General features: G+C 33.0%; 15 protein-coding genes. 8 read left to right on the top strand and 7 right to left on the bottom strand.

The annotated features are described in order from the left end of the window. Positions 1–8: 8 nt before the first annotated feature. Positions 9–1,916, bottom strand: a complete 1,908-nt coding sequence (gene acs, locus VOI25_RS10760; RefSeq protein ID WP_323789078.1) for an acetate--CoA ligase — start codon at positions 1,914–1,916, stop codon at positions 9–11. Positions 1,917–1,970: 54 nt separating this feature from the next. Beyond that, complete coding sequence (locus tag VOI25_RS10765) at positions 1,971–3,350, bottom strand: alanine/glycine:cation symporter family protein (RefSeq protein WP_323789079.1); 1,380 nt, start codon at positions 3,348–3,350, stop codon at positions 1,971–1,973. Between the two features lie 89 nt (positions 3,351–3,439). On the opposite strand from VOI25_RS10765, the gene VOI25_RS10770 reads away from it, so the two are divergent. Beyond that, on the top strand, positions 3,440–4,540 hold the full coding sequence (locus VOI25_RS10770; RefSeq protein WP_323789080.1) for a heparan-alpha-glucosaminide N-acetyltransferase domain-containing protein: 1,101 nt from the start codon (positions 3,440–3,442) through the stop codon (positions 4,538–4,540). 45 nt (positions 4,541–4,585) lie between these two features. After that, on the top strand, positions 4,586–4,996 hold the full coding sequence (locus VOI25_RS10775) for a hypothetical protein (protein ID WP_323789081.1): 411 nt from the start codon (positions 4,586–4,588) through the stop codon (positions 4,994–4,996). An 11-nt stretch (positions 4,997–5,007) separates the two neighbouring features. Here VOI25_RS10775 and VOI25_RS10780 read toward each other — a convergent pair whose 3' ends face one another. Beyond that, positions 5,008–5,964, bottom strand: a complete 957-nt coding sequence (locus VOI25_RS10780) for a phosphoribosylaminoimidazolesuccinocarboxamide synthase (RefSeq protein ID WP_323789082.1) — start codon at positions 5,962–5,964, stop codon at positions 5,008–5,010. 54 nt (positions 5,965–6,018) lie between these two features. Continuing rightward, complete coding sequence (locus VOI25_RS10785) at positions 6,019–6,972, bottom strand: PhoH family protein (protein WP_323789083.1); 954 nt, start codon at positions 6,970–6,972, stop codon at positions 6,019–6,021. Between the two features lie 210 nt (positions 6,973–7,182). Here VOI25_RS10785 and VOI25_RS10790 point away from each other — a divergent pair, with 210 nt between their 5' ends. The 5 genes from VOI25_RS10790 (at position 7,183) to gldG (ending at position 11,467) form a co-directional block, all read left to right on the top strand. After that, entirely contained in the window at positions 7,183–8,055 is an 873-nt protein-coding gene (locus VOI25_RS10790; RefSeq protein WP_323789084.1) for an SAM-dependent chlorinase/fluorinase, read from the top strand. Between the two features lie 3 nt (positions 8,056–8,058). Further along, positions 8,059–8,355, top strand: a complete 297-nt coding sequence (locus VOI25_RS10795) for an antibiotic biosynthesis monooxygenase family protein (protein ID WP_323789085.1) — start codon at positions 8,059–8,061, stop codon at positions 8,353–8,355. A gap of 235 nt (positions 8,356–8,590) precedes the next feature. Then, entirely contained in the window at positions 8,591–9,319 is a 729-nt protein-coding gene (gene gldF / locus VOI25_RS10800) for a gliding motility-associated ABC transporter permease subunit GldF (RefSeq protein ID WP_323789086.1), read from the top strand. After that, positions 9,316–9,804, top strand: a complete 489-nt coding sequence (locus tag VOI25_RS10805; RefSeq protein WP_323789087.1) for a hypothetical protein — start codon at positions 9,316–9,318, stop codon at positions 9,802–9,804. The genes gldF and VOI25_RS10805 overlap by 4 nt, the downstream gene beginning before the upstream one ends. Next, complete coding sequence (gene gldG, locus VOI25_RS10810) at positions 9,797–11,467, top strand: gliding motility-associated ABC transporter substrate-binding protein GldG (protein ID WP_323789088.1); 1,671 nt, start codon at positions 9,797–9,799, stop codon at positions 11,465–11,467. The genes VOI25_RS10805 and gldG overlap by 8 nt, the downstream gene beginning before the upstream one ends. A 54-nt stretch (positions 11,468–11,521) precedes the next feature. On the opposite strand, the gene VOI25_RS10815 is transcribed toward gldG, so the two are convergent. After that, positions 11,522–14,446: a S8 family serine peptidase gene (locus VOI25_RS10815; RefSeq protein ID WP_323789089.1), complete on the bottom strand. Its 2,925-nt coding sequence runs from the start codon at positions 14,444–14,446 to the stop codon at positions 11,522–11,524. Between the two features lie 195 nt (positions 14,447–14,641). Between VOI25_RS10815 and dnaN the strand changes: the two genes are divergently transcribed. Beyond that, positions 14,642–15,760: a DNA polymerase III subunit beta gene (gene dnaN, locus VOI25_RS10820; RefSeq protein ID WP_323789090.1), complete on the top strand. Its 1,119-nt coding sequence runs from the start codon at positions 14,642–14,644 to the stop codon at positions 15,758–15,760. Positions 15,761–15,843: 83 nt separating this feature from the next. Here the strand turns inward: dnaN and VOI25_RS10825 are convergent, their stop codons facing one another. Both VOI25_RS10825 and VOI25_RS10830 read right to left on the bottom strand, forming a co-directional pair. Next, the gene (locus VOI25_RS10825; RefSeq protein ID WP_323789091.1) at positions 15,844–16,182 is read right to left on the bottom strand and encodes a DUF4870 domain-containing protein; all 339 of its coding nucleotides are present in this window, start codon (positions 16,180–16,182) and stop codon (positions 15,844–15,846) included. Positions 16,183–16,250: 68 nt separating this feature from the next. Further along, positions 16,251–16,858 (bottom strand): T9SS type A sorting domain-containing protein (locus tag VOI25_RS10830; protein ID WP_323789092.1); only part of this gene is annotated, 608 nt, incomplete at its 5' end.

The raw sequence follows: 16,858 nt of genomic DNA on the forward strand, positions 1-16,858 counted from the left end.
AATTAAAATTATAAAGCATTATCAATAATTTCTTGTACAACTTCAGGATTTAAAAGTGTACTTGTGTCACCCAAATTACTAGTGTCTTTTCCAGCAATTTTTCGCAATATACGACGCATGATTTTTCCACTACGCGTTTTGGGTAATCCATTAGTAAACTGAATCTTTTCTAGTTTAGCTATAGGACCTATTTGTTCAGTAATAATTTGATTAATTTCTTTTCTCAAGTTATCTTGATTTCGGTCTTCACCACTATCTTTAAGTGTTACATAACCGTAAAGCGCGTTTCCTTTAATATCGTGAGGAAAACCTACAATTGCACTTTCTGCAACAGCTGGATGTTCGTTAATAGCATCTTCAATTGGTGCAGTTCCTAAATTATGTCCAGACACAATAATCACATCATCTACTCGTCCAGTAATTCTATAATACCCTACTTCATCTCTTAATGCACCATCTCCTGTGAAATACATGTTTTTAAATGCTGAAAAATAAGTATTCTTATAACGTTGGTGATTTCCCCAAATCGTTCTTGCAATACTAGGCCAAGGGAATTTTATACACAAGCGACCATCCACCTGATTGCCCTTGATTTCTTGTCCGTTTTCATCCATTAAAGCAGGTTGAATCCCAATAAAAGGTAAAGTCGCATAAGTTGGTTTGGTTGGTGTGGCAAAAGCAATAGGTGTAATCATGATGCCTCCTGTTTCTGTTTGCCACCACGTATCGACAATAGGTGCTTTTCTCTTTCCGACGTTATCATCATACCAATGCCAAGCTTCCTCATTAATAGGCTCTCCAACAGTTCCAAGTACCTTAATGGAAGATAAATCACGATTTTCTAAATGTTGTATGCCTTCTTTAGCTAAAGCTCGGATGGCAGTTGGAGCTGTATAGAATTGATTTATTTTATGCTTCTCAACAATATCCCAAAACCGTCCAAAATCTGGATAACTCGGAACACCTTCAAACATGACCGTTGTTGCTCCGTTGCACAATGGTCCATACACAATATAACTATGGCCAGTAATCCAACCAATATCAGCAGTACACCAATACACATCTTCTTCCCTATACTGAAATACATTTTTAAACGTATACGCCGTATACACCATGTATCCAGCAGTCGTATGAACCATACCTTTCGGCTTTCCAGTTGAACCAGACGTATACAAAATGAATAATGGATCTTCAGCATTCATTGTTTCGGCAGGACAATTTGCAGGAGCATTGTCTAGTAATGGTTGTAACCAGTGGTCACGTCCATCTTTCATTTTAATATCAGAACTGATACGTTTTGCCACCAAGACAGATGCTACACACGTACAATCTTCAAGAGCTTCATCTACAATACCTTTTAAATCAATTGTTTTTGCGCCTCTAAAAGAACCATCACTTGTAATCACCATTTTACAATCTGAATCGTTTATTCTAGTTGATAAGGCAGTAGAAGAAAATCCTGCAAAAACCACAGAATGGATTGCTCCAATTCTAGCACATGCTAATACAGAAACTGCTAATTCAGGAATCATAGGCAAGTAAATACAAACGCGATCGCCTTTCCCTATGCCTTTTGACTTTAATACATTGGCAAATCGGCAAACTTTATCATGTAATTGCTTATAAGTAATATGTTGGGCAGGTTCATCTGGACTATTAGGTTCAAAGATGATTGCTGTTTTGTTCCCTCTTGTAGGTAAATGTCTATCAATACAATTTTCAGTGATATTTAGTTGTGCACCTTCAAACCATTTGATTTCTGGTTTTGAAAAATCCCAACGTAATACATTGGTCCATTTTTTACGCCACATAAAGTGTTCTTCTGCGATTTCTTCCCAAAAAACTTCAGGATTCCGAACCGATTTTCGATACACTTGATAATATTCCTCTAGGTGCTTTATGTGATAGTTACTCATGAAAACTTAATTGAGCTTCAATTTAATAATTATTAGAAAAAAAATCCTCTTATTTTAAGATTTAATACGTGTTCTATAGGCTTTTATTTCATTTACAACTTTTGGAGCGAGTATAATTGTTGCTAACATTGTAGGTATAGCCATAAATGCAAATATGCCATCTATAAAATTAATCATCGTGCTAAACGAAGTTGTCGCGGCAAGAATAATACTTAAAATATAGAGGTAATTATAATAGTGTTTTTTATCAGCACCAATTAAAAAAGACATACATTTTGTGCCATAATAAGCATAAGAAAACAAGGATGACATACTAAAAATAAACACACAAATCATCAACAAATAGTGTCCATAACCTGGCATTGCATCTTGAAAAGCTGAAGCCGTTAAAGTTACGCCGTTATCTGCGGTGTTTTCCCAAACACCAGTCACTAAAATGGCCAATGCCGTTAACGTACAAACTATTAATGTATCAATTACAGGACCTAACATGGCAACTAAACCTTCACGAACGGGTTCATCTGTTTTTGCAGCACCATGAGCCATAGGAGCTGTTCCAATACCAGCTTCATTAGAAAATGCGCCTCTTTTTATTCCTAATAAAATTAATGCGCCTAAAACGCCTCCTATGACATCTTTATGACTTTCATCACTCATATGTCCAGCCTCAAAAGCATCAGAAAATATCATCAGAAAATATTTTGGAACTTCAGTGTAATTCAGCACTAAAATAATCAAGACTAAAATAAAATAAAGAATAACCATTGAAGGCACTAATTTAGAAGCAATGTTACTAATCCGCTTTAAACCTCCTAAAATGACAACTGAAGTTAGTACAACCAAAACACCTGCAATCAATAGGTTTGAACTCAAACTCACTTCAACACCATTTGGGATTAAAATAATATCATTTATGGCTTGTTTCAACTGATTGACATTAACGACTGGTAAAGCACCTAACATCCCAAAGACTGAAAACATAATTGCAAGGAATTTCCAGTTTTTTCCTAAACCTTCAGTAATAAAATACATTGGTCCTCCTTGCAAATCACCATTGCTATCTTTTCCTCGATACATAATAGCTAAAGTAGACGTGAAAAATTTTGTACTCATACCTACAATAGCGCTTATCCACATCCAAAACATTGCTCCTGGTCCACCAACAGAAATGGCTAGTGCAACTCCAGCAATGTTTCCCATACCAATAGTGGATGATAATGCTGTTGTTAAAGCTTTAAAGTGACTTATTTCTCCTGGATCATTCGGATCATCATACTTTCCTCTTAATACCTGAATCGCATGACCAAAAAAGCGAAATGGCAAAAATCGAGACATAATGAGGAGATATAAGCCTCCTCCAATAAGTAAAACTAGTAATGGAATTCCCCAAGCAAGGGATGAAAATTTTTCAGATAAAGCATTGAGTTGTTCCATGTATAGATTCAAAATACTCCCCTAAGATATTATTTTTGATTTAGCAATCCTTAAAAATTAAAGTATCTTTAAATTTTAAAACTATTTTTTTGAATAGCAACCGCCTTTTCTTCATAGATGCTGTACGTGCATTTGCCATTTTGATGATGCTTCAAGGTCATTTTATCGATACACTTTTAAATCCGATTTACAGAGATGAATCAAATGTAGTTTATCAGGTTTGGTCTTACTTTAGAGGTATTACTGCTCCTACATTTTTCACGATTTCTGGCTTGGTATTTTTATACTTGCTTTTACGAGCAAAAGATAAAGGCGATGACAAACCAAGAATTAAAAAAGGATTATACAGAGGTTTGCTTCTCATCATTATAGGTTATGCGTTACGAATCAATGTTTTTGGATGGCTAAGTGGTGAATTTAATAGTCATGTCTTGGTTATAGATGTCTTACAATGTATTGGACTTTCACTTATTATTCTTATTGGATGCTACGTTTTACTTCGCAAACACATTAGGCTTTTATCTATTTTACTTTTTTTTCTAGGCTGTTTGTGCTTTTTGACTGAACCTATGTATAGAAACCTAGATTTGAGTCATATTCCGAAATTATTTGCCAATTATTTGAGTAAAAGTAATGGTTCAATTTTCACTATTTTGCCTTGGTTTGGATTTACCGCCTTTGGTGGATTTTTAGCTACTGTATTTTATTCTCATTTGCATAGGAATAGATTCCGTTTGATTACTGTGATTTCATTTTTTGCCTTCGGAAGCTTACTCATCGAGTATTCATCTTGGTTCTTAATGAAACTCCACTATTTAACTGATATTGAGTTATTCAAATCTTCAGCTTACTATAATTATCTCTTTACGCGCTTTGGAAACGTGCTCTTATTATTTGGTGTTTTCTATGCAGCTGAACCCTTTTTGAAAGGATTACTTATTGGTAAAATCGGACAAAAAACCTTATCGATTTATGTCATTCACTTTATTATCATTTTCGGAAGCTTTACTGGAGTGGGTTTGAAGCATTTTTTAGCAAAATCTTTACATCCTACGGAAGCAATACTTGGAGCATTAGTATTTATGATTGTGGTTTGTTTTATATCATTTCATTATGTCAAGACCAATACCTTTATTTATAATAATGCAAGACGACTTATTAATGTGGTTAAAAATTATAGTAACACTTAAATTTTATGAGTAACTTAGTTGATAAGAAAAATTAAAAATTGCATTATGAAAAAGGTAATCTTGGTTTTAACCTTAATCGGTTTCGTTTTATCCTGTGGAAAAGATGACAATACCAATACTAACGTTGATGAAACATTCCTAATTGGAACATGGAGACTTGTTGAAAACTTGGCAGATCCAGGTGATGGTAGTGGTGTTTTTTTAGCTGTAGATAGCAATAAGCAAATCACTTTTAATAGTGATGGAACAATTACTTCAAATGGTTCGTTATGTGATATGTCAATTCAATCTGAAACACCAACTTCTGGAACTTATTCTAGTAATCTATCATTTATCAATTCTGATGATTGTATAAATCCAAATTTGAATATTGATTTTACTTTAGAAAATTCAACATTGACCATCACTTATCTTTGTATTGAGCCTTGTTTGTCGAAGTATGTAAAAATAGAATAATCTGGATGCTTTTATTTAAGGTTCAAATATGCCAAAACATTAGCCTCTATCCTACTGTGAATATTTGAAACATCGGCTTTAATAAATTTCTCTCCCATAATATTCTCATAGAGCTCAATATAGCGTTCGCTAACCGTTTCAATATAATCATTACTCATTTCAGGAACAGTTTGTCCTTCGAGACCTTGGAAATTATTTGAAATTAGCCATTGGCGCACAAACTCTTTCGATAATTGCTTTTGAGTTTCATTATTATCTTGACGTTCTTGATAACCTGCTGCATAGAAATAACGTGAAGAATCTGGAGTATGAATTTCATCAATTAAGACAATTTTCCCATCTTTAGTTTTTCCGAATTCATATTTAGTATCTACTAAAATTAATCCTCTAGAAGCAGCAATTTCGGTTCCTCTTTGAAATAATTTACGCGTGTAATCTTCTAAAACGATATAATCATCTTCCGCTACAATACCACGTTTCAAAATGTCTTCTCTAGAAATATCTTCATCATGATCACCCATTTCAGCTTTTGTAGCAGGTGTAATAATTGGTTCCGGAAATTTATCATTTTCTTTCATGCCTTCAGGCATTTCAACACCACATAACAGTCGTCGTCCAGCTTTATATTCGCGAGCTGCATGACCAGACATATAACCACGAATGACCATTTCCACTTTAAACGGATCACATAAATGTCCGACAGCCACATTAGGATCTGGAGTTGCCGTCAACCAATTTGGCACTACATCTTCGGTAGCTTTCATCATGCTCGTTGCAATCTGATTTAAAATTTGACCTTTATACGGAATTCCTTTTGGCATCACAACATCAAAAGCAGACAATCTATCTGTTGCAATCATAACCAATTCTTCATCATTGATATTATAGACTTCTCTAACTTTTCCTTTGTAAACACTTTTTTGTTTCGGAAATTTGAAATTGGATTCTATTATGGTATTATTTGACATGTTATTGTTTAAAAGACACTTCGACTGCGCTCAGTGTGACACTATCATTATTTATTAATCTCTATTCTCAATACTCTTATAAGCTTCAATGACTTTCTTAACTAATTTATGACGAATCACATCTTTATCATCTAAATAAATCATTCCAATGCCTTCAACATTTTTAAGTACTAATAACGCTTCTTTCAATCCTGAAATAGAACGTCTCGGTAAATCTACCTGACCAGGATCACCAGTCAATAAAAACTTTGCGCTTTTACCCATTCTTGTTAAGAACATTTTCATTTGAGCATGTGTTGTATTTTGACCTTCATCTAAAATGACAAATGCGTTATCTAAAGTTCGTCCACGCATAAATGCCAAAGGAGCGATTTGAATGGTTCCATTTTCTATAAAACTTGCTAATTTTTCAGCTGGAATCATATCACGAAGTGCATCATATAATGGTTGCATGTAAGGATCTAATTTTTCCTTTAGATCACCAGGAAGGAATCCTAAATTTTCACCAGCTTCAACAGCAGGACGTGTTAATATAATTCGCTTTACTTCTTTATTCTTTAAAGCTCGTACTGCCAAGGCTACTCCTGTATAAGTTTTACCTGTACCTGCAGGTCCAATAGCAAAAACCATATCATTTTTACGCATACTTTCAACCAATTTGCGCTGGTTTACCGTTTGCGCTTTAATCATTTTACCATTTACACCATGAACAATAACTTCACCACTTTTAGCAGATGTATTATAATCATCACTACTCTGACTTGTTAATACGCGTTCAATTACATTTTCATCAAGTTTATTATACTTACCAAAATGCACCATGAGCATAGTCATACGACGGTCAAATTCTTCAAGTAAATCTGCATCACCATAGGCTTTTATTTTGTTGCCTCTAGCAACAATTTTAAGTTTCGGAAAGTTTTCTTTTAGTAATTTGATATTGGCATTTTGAGCTCCAAAAAACTCTTTGGGAGTAATTTCTTCTAGTTCTAAAATAAGTTCATTCAAAAGCTATTCGATTTATAAATTAATCTGTTTTCTTTTATTAGTTTTGTGATGACAGAAAATGAAGTTCATTTAATAACATCTCTATCAAAAATAATTAAACTATTTAACTCATTTGGTTTTTGTAGGATTAAAATATTGATTAGTTTTTAACAGTTTTGTTATTCGTTAAACAAGGGTTTATATCTATTAAATAATTTTTGCATATCATCTATGGCAATCATCACATTAACAACCGATTTTGGTGAAAAAGATCACTTTGCTGGTGCTATAAAAGGTGCAATTTATTCTGAATTGCCAGAAGTAAGAATTGTTGATATCTCTCATTCTGTCGCTCCATTTAATATTCCGGAAGCAGCTTACATTATTCAGAATGCTTATAGCAGTTTTCCAAAAGGTACTATTCATGTCATTGGAATCGATTCTGAACTTAATCCAGAAAACAAACATATTGCAGTACAATTAGATGATCACTACTTTATTTGTGCCAATAATGGTATTATGAGTATGATCTGTAGAGATATTGCGCCACAAAAGATTGTAGAAATTAATATACATGATCGTGTTGCGACAAGTTTTCCAGTTCTCGATGTTTTTGTAAATGTCGCTTGTCATATTGCTCGTGGAGGCACTCTAGAAGTTATAGGAAAAGTAATTGAAACCATCAAACCTATTAAAAATTTGATTCCGTTTGTAAATGATGAAAAAAATCAAATAATTGGTAGTGTAATTTATATTGATAATTATGGTAATGTAGTTACCAATATTAAACGTGGTTTTTTCGAATCAGTTCAGAAGACTCGTAAATATGAAATCTCGGCTCGTAACTATAAGTTTAAAAAAATCTATGATAAATATAGTGATGCCATAAACTTTGATATTCCTGAAGAAAAACGTTATGATGCAGGTAAAGGGTTGGTCGTTTTTAATTCATCCGGATATTTAGAAATCGCGGTTTATAAAAGTGATTCTAACACCGTTGGTAGTGCTACAAGTTTAATGGGATTAAAGCTGAGAGATACGGTTACAATTAACTTTGTGGCAACTCCAGTAACTCCTAAAGGTAAAGAAATTTTAGAACGATAGTCTATGTTTGTACGAATTGTAAAAATGGGGTTTGATCCCTTAAAAATTGATGAGTTTCTATCAGACTTCGAAGTTGTAAAGCATAAAATAAGAGCTTTTGAAGGTTGTGAATTTTTAGAACTCTATCGTGATAAATACAATACAGACATCTTTTTTACGTATAGTTATTGGAAATCGGAATCTGATTTAGAAAATTATAGACATTCAGATTTGTTTAAAAGTGTTTGGGCAAAAACAAAACCCTTATTTAATACAAAACCAGAAGCCTGGAGTGTGGATAAGGTTGCTACTTTAAAATAAATACTATATGACTGAAAGCGAACTAAAAAAAACATGGAAAAGAACAATCACACCGTTTATTGTTTTTGTTTTATTGTTAATTGTTTCAGTGCTTTTTAATAGATTAGGAAGCAAAAAGCCAACGCCACAAACAGTTAGTCTTTTTGCTTCAGTATATAGCTTAACATTTACTATCTTTTATGGCATAAAAATCTTTAGATTTAGAAAATTTTTAAAACAGTTAAACGAACAATAAATGCTAGCCATACTTAAAAAAGAAATCAATACCTTCTTTGCGTCGCCTATTGGTTATTTAGTGATAGCAGTCTTTTTATTACTGAATGGACTATTCCTCTGGTTATTTAAAGGCGAATTTAATGTTCTTGATAATGGCTTTGCCGATTTATCAAGCTTCTTTTTATTAGCACCTTGGATTCTTATTTTCTTAGTACCAGCAGTCACTATGAGAAGTTTTGCAGATGAAAAAAAGCAAGGTACTTTAGAACTTTTACTCACAAAACCAATAAGTCATTTTAATATTGTTTTTGGTAAATATTTAGGGGCTTTAGTATTAATCATTATGGCTTTAGTACCAACCTTACTTTATGTCTTTACCATTTCTAAATTAGGAAATCCTGAAGGGAATCTTGACCTAGGAAGTATTATGGGTTCATATTTCGGATTGTTATTTTTAGTTGCGGCATATACTGCTATTGGTGTATTTGCATCAAGTCTATCTGATAATCAAATCGTAGCATTTATAATTGCAGTTTTTATTTGCTTCTTTTTCTATTTCGGGTTTGAAGGTTTATCCAATTATAATCTATTTGGAGATGTTTTTTATATTGAAAACTTAGGCATGGAATCGCATTTTAAAAGTATGAGTCGAGGAGTTTTAGATACCAGAGATATTATATACTTTTTAAGTATAACAGCATTATTTTTAATAGGAACAACATTGAATATAAAACGCGCAAATCAATGATAATTACTGTTCCTTTGGTGATTTTTATGTGCATTGTATTTGTGCTCGTATTTCTATTTGTGAAAACAATTGATAAACGGATATGGTTGACATTATTGGTGAGCTTGGTCATTACACCTATGGTCTATTTTTATGCCTTATACCCGATGCTTAATATTTTTAGCAATTACCATCATAAGAAATATTTTGCTTCAGAATTATGGATTGAAAAACCAGCTTTACGTTATGAAATTTCTGATGATATGATGGCTTCTGAAATTCTAATGGGTAAAACAAAAACTGAAGTCAGTTCGCTTTTAGGGTCTTATGAATGGCTAAGTTGGGACGACACAAAAAAAGACCACGATAATAATAAATGGAATTACAGCTTAGGAATTGAGCCAGGTGCCTTTAATACTGAAAAAGAATGTATTGAAGTTGTTTTTAAAAACTATAAAGTTGTAACCATAAAACCTTACCAAGAACAAATAAAATTTGATGATTAAGCATAAGAAACATATCATAGTATTAGTCATTACCTTGATAGTAATCATTGTTATTAATTTGATTTCTAGTCATGTTTATAAACGTTTTGACCTCACTAAAGACAAACGTTACACGCTTTCTGAAGCTGCCAAGCGAACCATTGAGGCTGTTAATGCTCCTTTGATTGTTGATGTGTTTTTAGAAGGTGATTTTCCTTCAGAATTCAGACGACTACGAAATGAAACTCAACAAATTCTTGAAGAGTTTGGGGTTTCAAATGGCAATTTAAAATTCAATTTTATAAATCCTTTAGAAGACGAATCTACACGTCAGCAAAACATTCAACAGCTTGCACAACGTGGCATGCAACCGTTTCAAATTACCGTTCAAGACAATGGCAAAACATCACAGGAAGTCGTTATTCCTTGGGCTTTGGCTAGTTATAATGAGCAAACCGTAATTGTGCCTTTAATCAAAAATAAAATTGGTGCAACAGATCAGGAGCTAGTTAATGGTTCTATTCAGAATTTGGAATATGTGTTTGCTGAAGCTTTCAAAAAATTAGTTAATCCAAAAGGAAAGAAAATAGCAGTTTTAAGAGGTAATGGACAATTAAAAGATGCTTATGTCGCTGACTTTCTTCAAAAGCTTGGTGAGCATTATTTGCTTGCAGCTTTCACATTAGATAGTGTTGCTAGCAATGCGCAAAATACATTACAAGATCTAAAGGCGTACGATTTAATTATTTCGGCTAAACCAATGGAAGCTTTTTCTGAAGAAGAAAAATATGTTCTCGATCAATACACAATGCATGGTGGAAAAAGTCTTTGGCTTACTGAAGCCATTATTATGGATCAGGATAGTTTGTATCGAAATTCTGGAAAAGCAATTGCCATCATGAAAGATCTTAATCTTAGTGATTTTTTCTTTAAGTATGGTGTTCGTATTAATCCTGTCATGGTTAACGATCTCTACTCTGCTCCAATTACATTGGCTATTGGTGAAGGTAGTAATGCCCAATTTCAACCTGTACAATGGCCATATTCGCCTTTGGCTGCCAATAATCCTAATCATCCAATTACAACTAATATCAATCCTGTACGATTTGATTTCGCCAGTCAGATAGATACGTTGAAAAACAATATTGATAAAACAATTTTATTGCGTAGTTCACAACTAACAAAATTAGTAGGTGTACCAAGTGAGGTAGATTTAGAAATTGTCACCCAAGAACCTGACCCAAAGACTTATATAAATCCGTATCAATCGTTAGCCGTATTATTGGAAGGCGAATTTACTTCGGTTTATAAAAATAGAGTGAAACCATTTCAGCTTAGTGATGATAAAACTACTAGTGTATCTACAAAAATGATTGTGATTGCTGATGGTGATGTGATTAAAAATGATGTCATTAAAAATAAACCACAAGAATTAGGTTTTGATCGTATGACTGGGAGAAGGTTTGGTAATTCAGAATTTCTTGAAAATGCTGTTAATTATTTATTGAATGATGATGGACTCATCAATATAAGAACAAAAGAAGTTGCGCTTCAATTTTTAGATCCCTTGAAAATTGAGCAAGAAAAAACAAAATGGCAAATCGTTAATATTGCTTTACCACTAGTAATTTTAGCACTTTTCGGTATTGTTTTTAGCTATGTTCGTAAAAGAAAATATACTTAACAAAAAAGACCACTTTAAAAGTGGTCTTTTTTTTATAATTGAGAAGTTCGAAACCTATTTTATAATCAGCTTCTTTACTCCTATTTGATTTCCACTATTGATTTCTACAAAATAAATTCCTGCAGATAAACTAGTCGTATCAACTATTTTTCTATCCTGACTATTAAATGATTTAGATATTAAAGCTCTACCATTAATATCATAAACTCCAAGTCTAATAGTGTTATTTTGATTTTGTAATGAAAATTCAAAGTAATCTTTTGCCGGATTTGGGAATAATTCAAAACCAACCAACTCATTTTCATCGATACTTAATGGTCCAGCAGTATCACAAAACACAATAGCAAACGTATTTAAAGATCCACCATCTCCATTAAATCCATCAACAACCTTTAGAGTCCAATCTCCTACAGAGTTTTCATTAATAAAAGGCGATAGTAAATTTTGAGCTTTCATTGTTCCTCCTACGGCAGGAAATCCTGTAGTACATTGAAAAGTCATTCCGCTATCATCAAATATAACATCAATATTATCAGAATCATCACAAGCGCCATCCATAAGAATAACTTCAGTTCCAGATGGACTAATTAAACTAATTGTCATATCTGCTAACCAGGTATGAGTCAAGTTTACCGTCACGTTAATATCTCCTATTAATACATTATCAGCAGGAAAAATCGTTAAAGTAGATTGCACTTCATTTGGTACAGTAGTTATATTTAAAGGTGTGTCTTGTGCAGTTTTAATACTAATACAATTTAAACTCTCTGTTGAGAAAGAAGAGCCATTAGAAAAATTACCATCAACACAATCTGAAACCGCTTTAACTCTCCAATAGTAAACCGAATTACTATCCAAACCTGGAACAGAAACATTCGTTTCAGTTGTTGTCGTTTGAAATAAAATTGTAGAAAAATCGGATTCTAAAGAAACTTCAACAGCATATTCTAAGGCATTTGCAACAGTATCCCAAGTTAAGGTAGGATATATAAACACATCTAATTCTCCATTAGAAGGATAATCTAGAACTGGATTAGTTAAAGGATTAGCACTTTTAACTAGCAATTCCATATCTGTTTCTTTAGTTAAGGTAGAACCAGTAGCAGTAACTGTGAAAGGATATAATCCTGCACTAATAGCATTTAAGCCTGAAATCTCAAGTATAAAATCTTGGTCAGTAGTAATTACTGAAGGTGTAAAAGTTGCAACTGTACCAGCTGGTAAACCCGTTACTGATAAAGTTGTTGGTCCATTAAAGTTGGCACTTGAAGCATAATTAAATGCATATTGAGCCACTTGATCAGAACACACTTCTTTTCTAATATTGTCTGCTGTATACGTAAAATCAGATTCCGAAATACCAGTAGCAATTAGAGAATAATCTTGAGAGCCATTGAGAAGAGTTCCATTATGAGTTACTCTTATTATATAATCTCCAGCAGGCACATCAACTTCTACTTTTTCAACATTATCAACATTATTAATACCTCTACTTGCAGGAATAGTATTTATACCTGTAATAAATCTCCAAGGATAGAATAAATTACCACTTCCATCTTCTAATTCTAAATTTAAGTCATTAACTAATCTAGGCGTCGGGTCATCTTCAGTAAATGAAGGATTTCCTGGTGGATCTGTCCAAGCAATTGTCACAATCAATGGATCAACTCCATTAGAAGTAACTGTTTTAGTGTATGTACCTCCATTTGCTAAATTGTTTTCATCAACTAATGACTCAAAACCTTCATCTAGTAATGCTTGTGCAGCAGCTTCAGTGTTTAATAATCCCCAACCAAATCGATAATCTGGTCCAGGAGAGCTACCAGCTTCTAAAGCTGTTTGTATCATCAATGCTTTTAATGTAGCAGATTTCATAAAATTGCCATGAATATCACCATGTAATTCTTGTAATAAAGCTAATGCACCTGTAATACTTGGTGCAGCCATTGATGTACCAAAATAAAATTCGTAACCGTCGTTACTACTTGCAACTGAAGAATACGTTGCCACACCTTTAGCGGAAATATCTGGCTTAATTCTTCCATCATCAGAAGGTCCCCAACTACTAAAATTTGACATAACAACACTATTTGGTCCAGTATAATTTGCAACCGTATTGACAGCAGCAACTACAATATTGTTTTTTGCGTTCTTATCTCCTGTCAAAAGATCATAACCTCCATCTGCTGAATTAGCTCCTGTATTTCTATCATTACCAGCAGAAAACACTGGTGTATAATATGGTGTATTATATAATAATTGATCTAGAGCTCTTGCTCCATTTGAATAACTTCCTAAAAAGGAAACATCTACATTGCCTGCTGGAATACCATAAGAATGATTAGATATTAAAAGGCCTGCTGCAGCTTGTGGAGTCATTTCGGCCATGGCATCATCAAAATCACTTGCAAGTACTGTCGCCTTTGGCGCCATTCCAATAGCATTTCCTCCTTCCGGAGTTCCAGAACCTATAATAGTTCCAGACACGTGAGTGGCATGGCTACTAAGACCTGTTGATCCATCTATTTGTTGCACTCTATTTTCTAGAAGTTCATGATTTGCCAAAACTAATCCACCATCCCAAACGCCAATAACCATACCTTCACCTTCAACTTCAAGGTCTAAAGTACCTGTTGGTCCAGAATATAATCTATTTGCTCTAACAGTTATCCCTGCTCCTTCATTTGTAGTTGAGGTATACAATAAAGAACCATCGGCTAAAACTTTATGTAACACTGCTATTCCTCCATTTTCTCTTTCAATAGTCACTGGAATATTATTTGCAGCTGCATAAGCTTTAGCAGCTTCAAAATCTTCTTTAAACGTTCTTGAATATTCTAGAGCTAATTGTGCTAATAGTTCTTGATCATACGTATCTGCAATGGCTTTTTTCTGATCTGGAGTTTGTGAAAACACATTAGAAGATATGCACAAACACAAGGCAAGCACAAGATGTGCCTTTAGGGTACTTTTTTTCATAGAATTTAATTTTTTCTAAAAATAATTCATTTAAAACAAATAAACTAACAACTGTTAACCTAATACATATATCTCAATAAAGAAACACAATTAAATCCTTCAAGCATAAGTGTTAATAAAATTGTATAAATAAGACTTAGTATTATCAGTTTAATAAAATATATTTGTTGTTCAATTCTATTATATAAATCACACATGAAATTTATAGTATCCAGTACATATTTGCTTAAACAACTACAAGTATTAGGTGGTGTTATTAATAATTCTAATACGCTTCCAATTTTAGATAACTTTCTTTTTGAATTAAAAAATTCGAAACTTACAGTGTCTGCTAGTGATCTTGAAACGACAATGTCTTCGACTTTAGATGTTGAAAGTGACGAAGACGGAAGCATCGCCTTACCTGCTCGTTTACTTTTAGACACTTTAAAAACGTTTCCTGAACAACCTTTAACGTTTGTTGTTGAAGATAACAACACAGTTGAAATTAGTTCAAATCATGGTAAGTATGCGTTAGCTTATGCTGATGGTAATGAATTTCCAAAAGCAGTAGAACTTGATAATCCAAGTACTACGACAATTGCAGGAGATATTTTAGCAACTGCGATAAGCAAAACGATATTTGCTGCTGGGAATGATGATTTACGTCCTGTGATGAGTGGTGTGTTTTTTCAGTTTTCTACTGAAGGTTTAACTTTCGTTGCTACAGATGCACATAAACTCGTAAAGTATACTCGTGAAGATATAAAAGCTGATCAAGTGGCAGAATTTATAATGCCTAAAAAACCTTTAAATCTTTTAAAAGGAATTTTAGCAACAAGTGATGATGCATTAACAATTGAATATAACGATTCTAACGCGAAATTTACTTTTGAAAATTCTGTGTTAGTTTGTCGCCTAATTGATGGGAAGTATCCAAATTACGAAGCTGTTATTCCTAAGGAGAATCCTAATAGACTTACTATTGACAGAACTCAATTTTTAAACTCAGTACGTCGTGTTAGTATTTTTTCTAATAAAACAACACATCAAATTCGTTTAAAAATAGCTGGTTCAGAATTAAATATTTCTGCTGAAGATATTGATTACTCAAATAAAGCTGAAGAACGTTTAACTTGTGATTATCAAGGTGATGATATGCAAATTGGTTTCAACTCTCGTTTCTTAACAGAAATGCTTAATAACTTAAATGCAGATCAAGTTCAATTAGAAATGAGCTTACCAAACAGAGCTGGAATCTTAACACCTATTGATGGTTTAGATGAAGGTGAACAAGTTACAATGTTAGTTATGCCAGTAATGTTGAACAACTAATACTAATACTACATAAATCATATAAAAGAAAAAACGCGCACTTATTAGGTGCGCGTTTTTATTTACCTCTATATAAAATATAACTAACTAATAAAATTAAGAGATAAAGGATATCTTGGTGTTTCACCATGACTTGCTCTAATTGCATTTATAATTGGATATATAAATGATAAAATACATAAGATTATAAGTCCTAAAAAGCCTAGTCCTAATGCCAATATTAATGGAATACATATTAAACTATAAATAAGCATACTAATTTGAAAGTTTAAAATATGCTTCCCTTGCTCATCCATTTTATACACATTTTCTTTTTGTGTAAGCCAAATAACTAATGGCACTAATAAGCCGCCAAACCCTGTAATAAAGGTCAATAACTGACTTAAATGTGTTAAAACTATAAGTTGATTATCTTGTCTCATGATGCATTGATTATTTTGATTGAATACACCTATTGGACGTAGAAAAACAAAAAATGTTACAGGATAATTTATCTAATTATTAATTTCTTAATCGTTGTTTTATAACCTGAAATTATTTTTACCATATACAGACCAGAATTTAAATTGAAGTCAATACGCTTTCCATTGCTAATTTTTCTTGTTAAAACTTTTTGACCAGCAATATTATAGACTTCCATTTTAGTATCATCTTTCAGTCCTTTAATATAAATGTATTTTTCTGTAGGATTTGGAAACAGTATAATGTCATTCTCAAAAGTGTCTGAAATATGTAATGTTCCCTCTACAGTAAACGTGGCTATTGCTATTGAAGTATTTCCACAGGCATCTGTCAATTCAAAAGTTACTTCTACGCTATCAGGACAAGACACAGTTGCTGGTGCATTATGGGTTACAATTGGAGTACTACAATTATCAGTTCCTGAAAAACTATCTAACCAAGAATCATAGGCTGTTTGGTAATCAATACCACAATTTACAGTGAGATCACTTTGTATAATATCCCAAATGGGATCACCATTATCTTCAACCGTTATGGTTTGAATGTGAACCGTTTCATTATTACATTCATCAGTAGCTGTCCAAGTTCGTGTGATTGTATAATCGCCTGAACATGATCCTAAAGCTGTACTTTCAT

The sequence above is a fragment of the Psychroserpens sp. genome (assembly GCF_034670085.1).
GTDB lineage: Bacteria > Bacteroidota > Bacteroidia > Flavobacteriales > Flavobacteriaceae > Psychroserpens.

Coding starts and splice junctions, on each gene's coding strand:
- VOI25_RS10775 (WP_323789081.1), top strand. CDS start 4,586: ATGAAAAAGGTAATCTTGGTTTTAACCTTAATCGGTTTCGTTTTATCC.
- VOI25_RS10815 (WP_323789089.1), bottom strand. CDS start 14,446: ATGAAAAAAAGTACCCTAAAGGCACATCTTGTGCTTGCCTTGTGTTTG.
- VOI25_RS10795 (WP_323789085.1), top strand. CDS start 8,059: ATGTTTGTACGAATTGTAAAAATGGGGTTTGATCCCTTAAAAATTGAT.
- acs (WP_323789078.1), bottom strand. CDS start 1,916: ATGAGTAACTATCACATAAAGCACCTAGAGGAATATTATCAAGTGTAT.
- dnaN (WP_323789090.1), top strand. CDS start 14,642: ATGAAATTTATAGTATCCAGTACATATTTGCTTAAACAACTACAAGTA.
- VOI25_RS10790 (WP_323789084.1), top strand. CDS start 7,183: ATGGCAATCATCACATTAACAACCGATTTTGGTGAAAAAGATCACTTT.
- VOI25_RS10825 (WP_323789091.1), bottom strand. CDS start 16,182: ATGAGACAAGATAATCAACTTATAGTTTTAACACATTTAAGTCAGTTA.
- VOI25_RS10780 (WP_323789082.1), bottom strand. CDS start 5,964: ATGTCAAATAATACCATAATAGAATCCAATTTCAAATTTCCGAAACAA.
- VOI25_RS10765 (WP_323789079.1), bottom strand. CDS start 3,350: ATGGAACAACTCAATGCTTTATCTGAAAAATTTTCATCCCTTGCTTGG.
- gldG (WP_323789088.1), top strand. CDS start 9,797: ATGATTAAGCATAAGAAACATATCATAGTATTAGTCATTACCTTGATA.
- VOI25_RS10805 (WP_323789087.1), top strand. CDS start 9,316: ATGATAATTACTGTTCCTTTGGTGATTTTTATGTGCATTGTATTTGTG.
- gldF (WP_323789086.1), top strand. CDS start 8,591: ATGCTAGCCATACTTAAAAAAGAAATCAATACCTTCTTTGCGTCGCCT.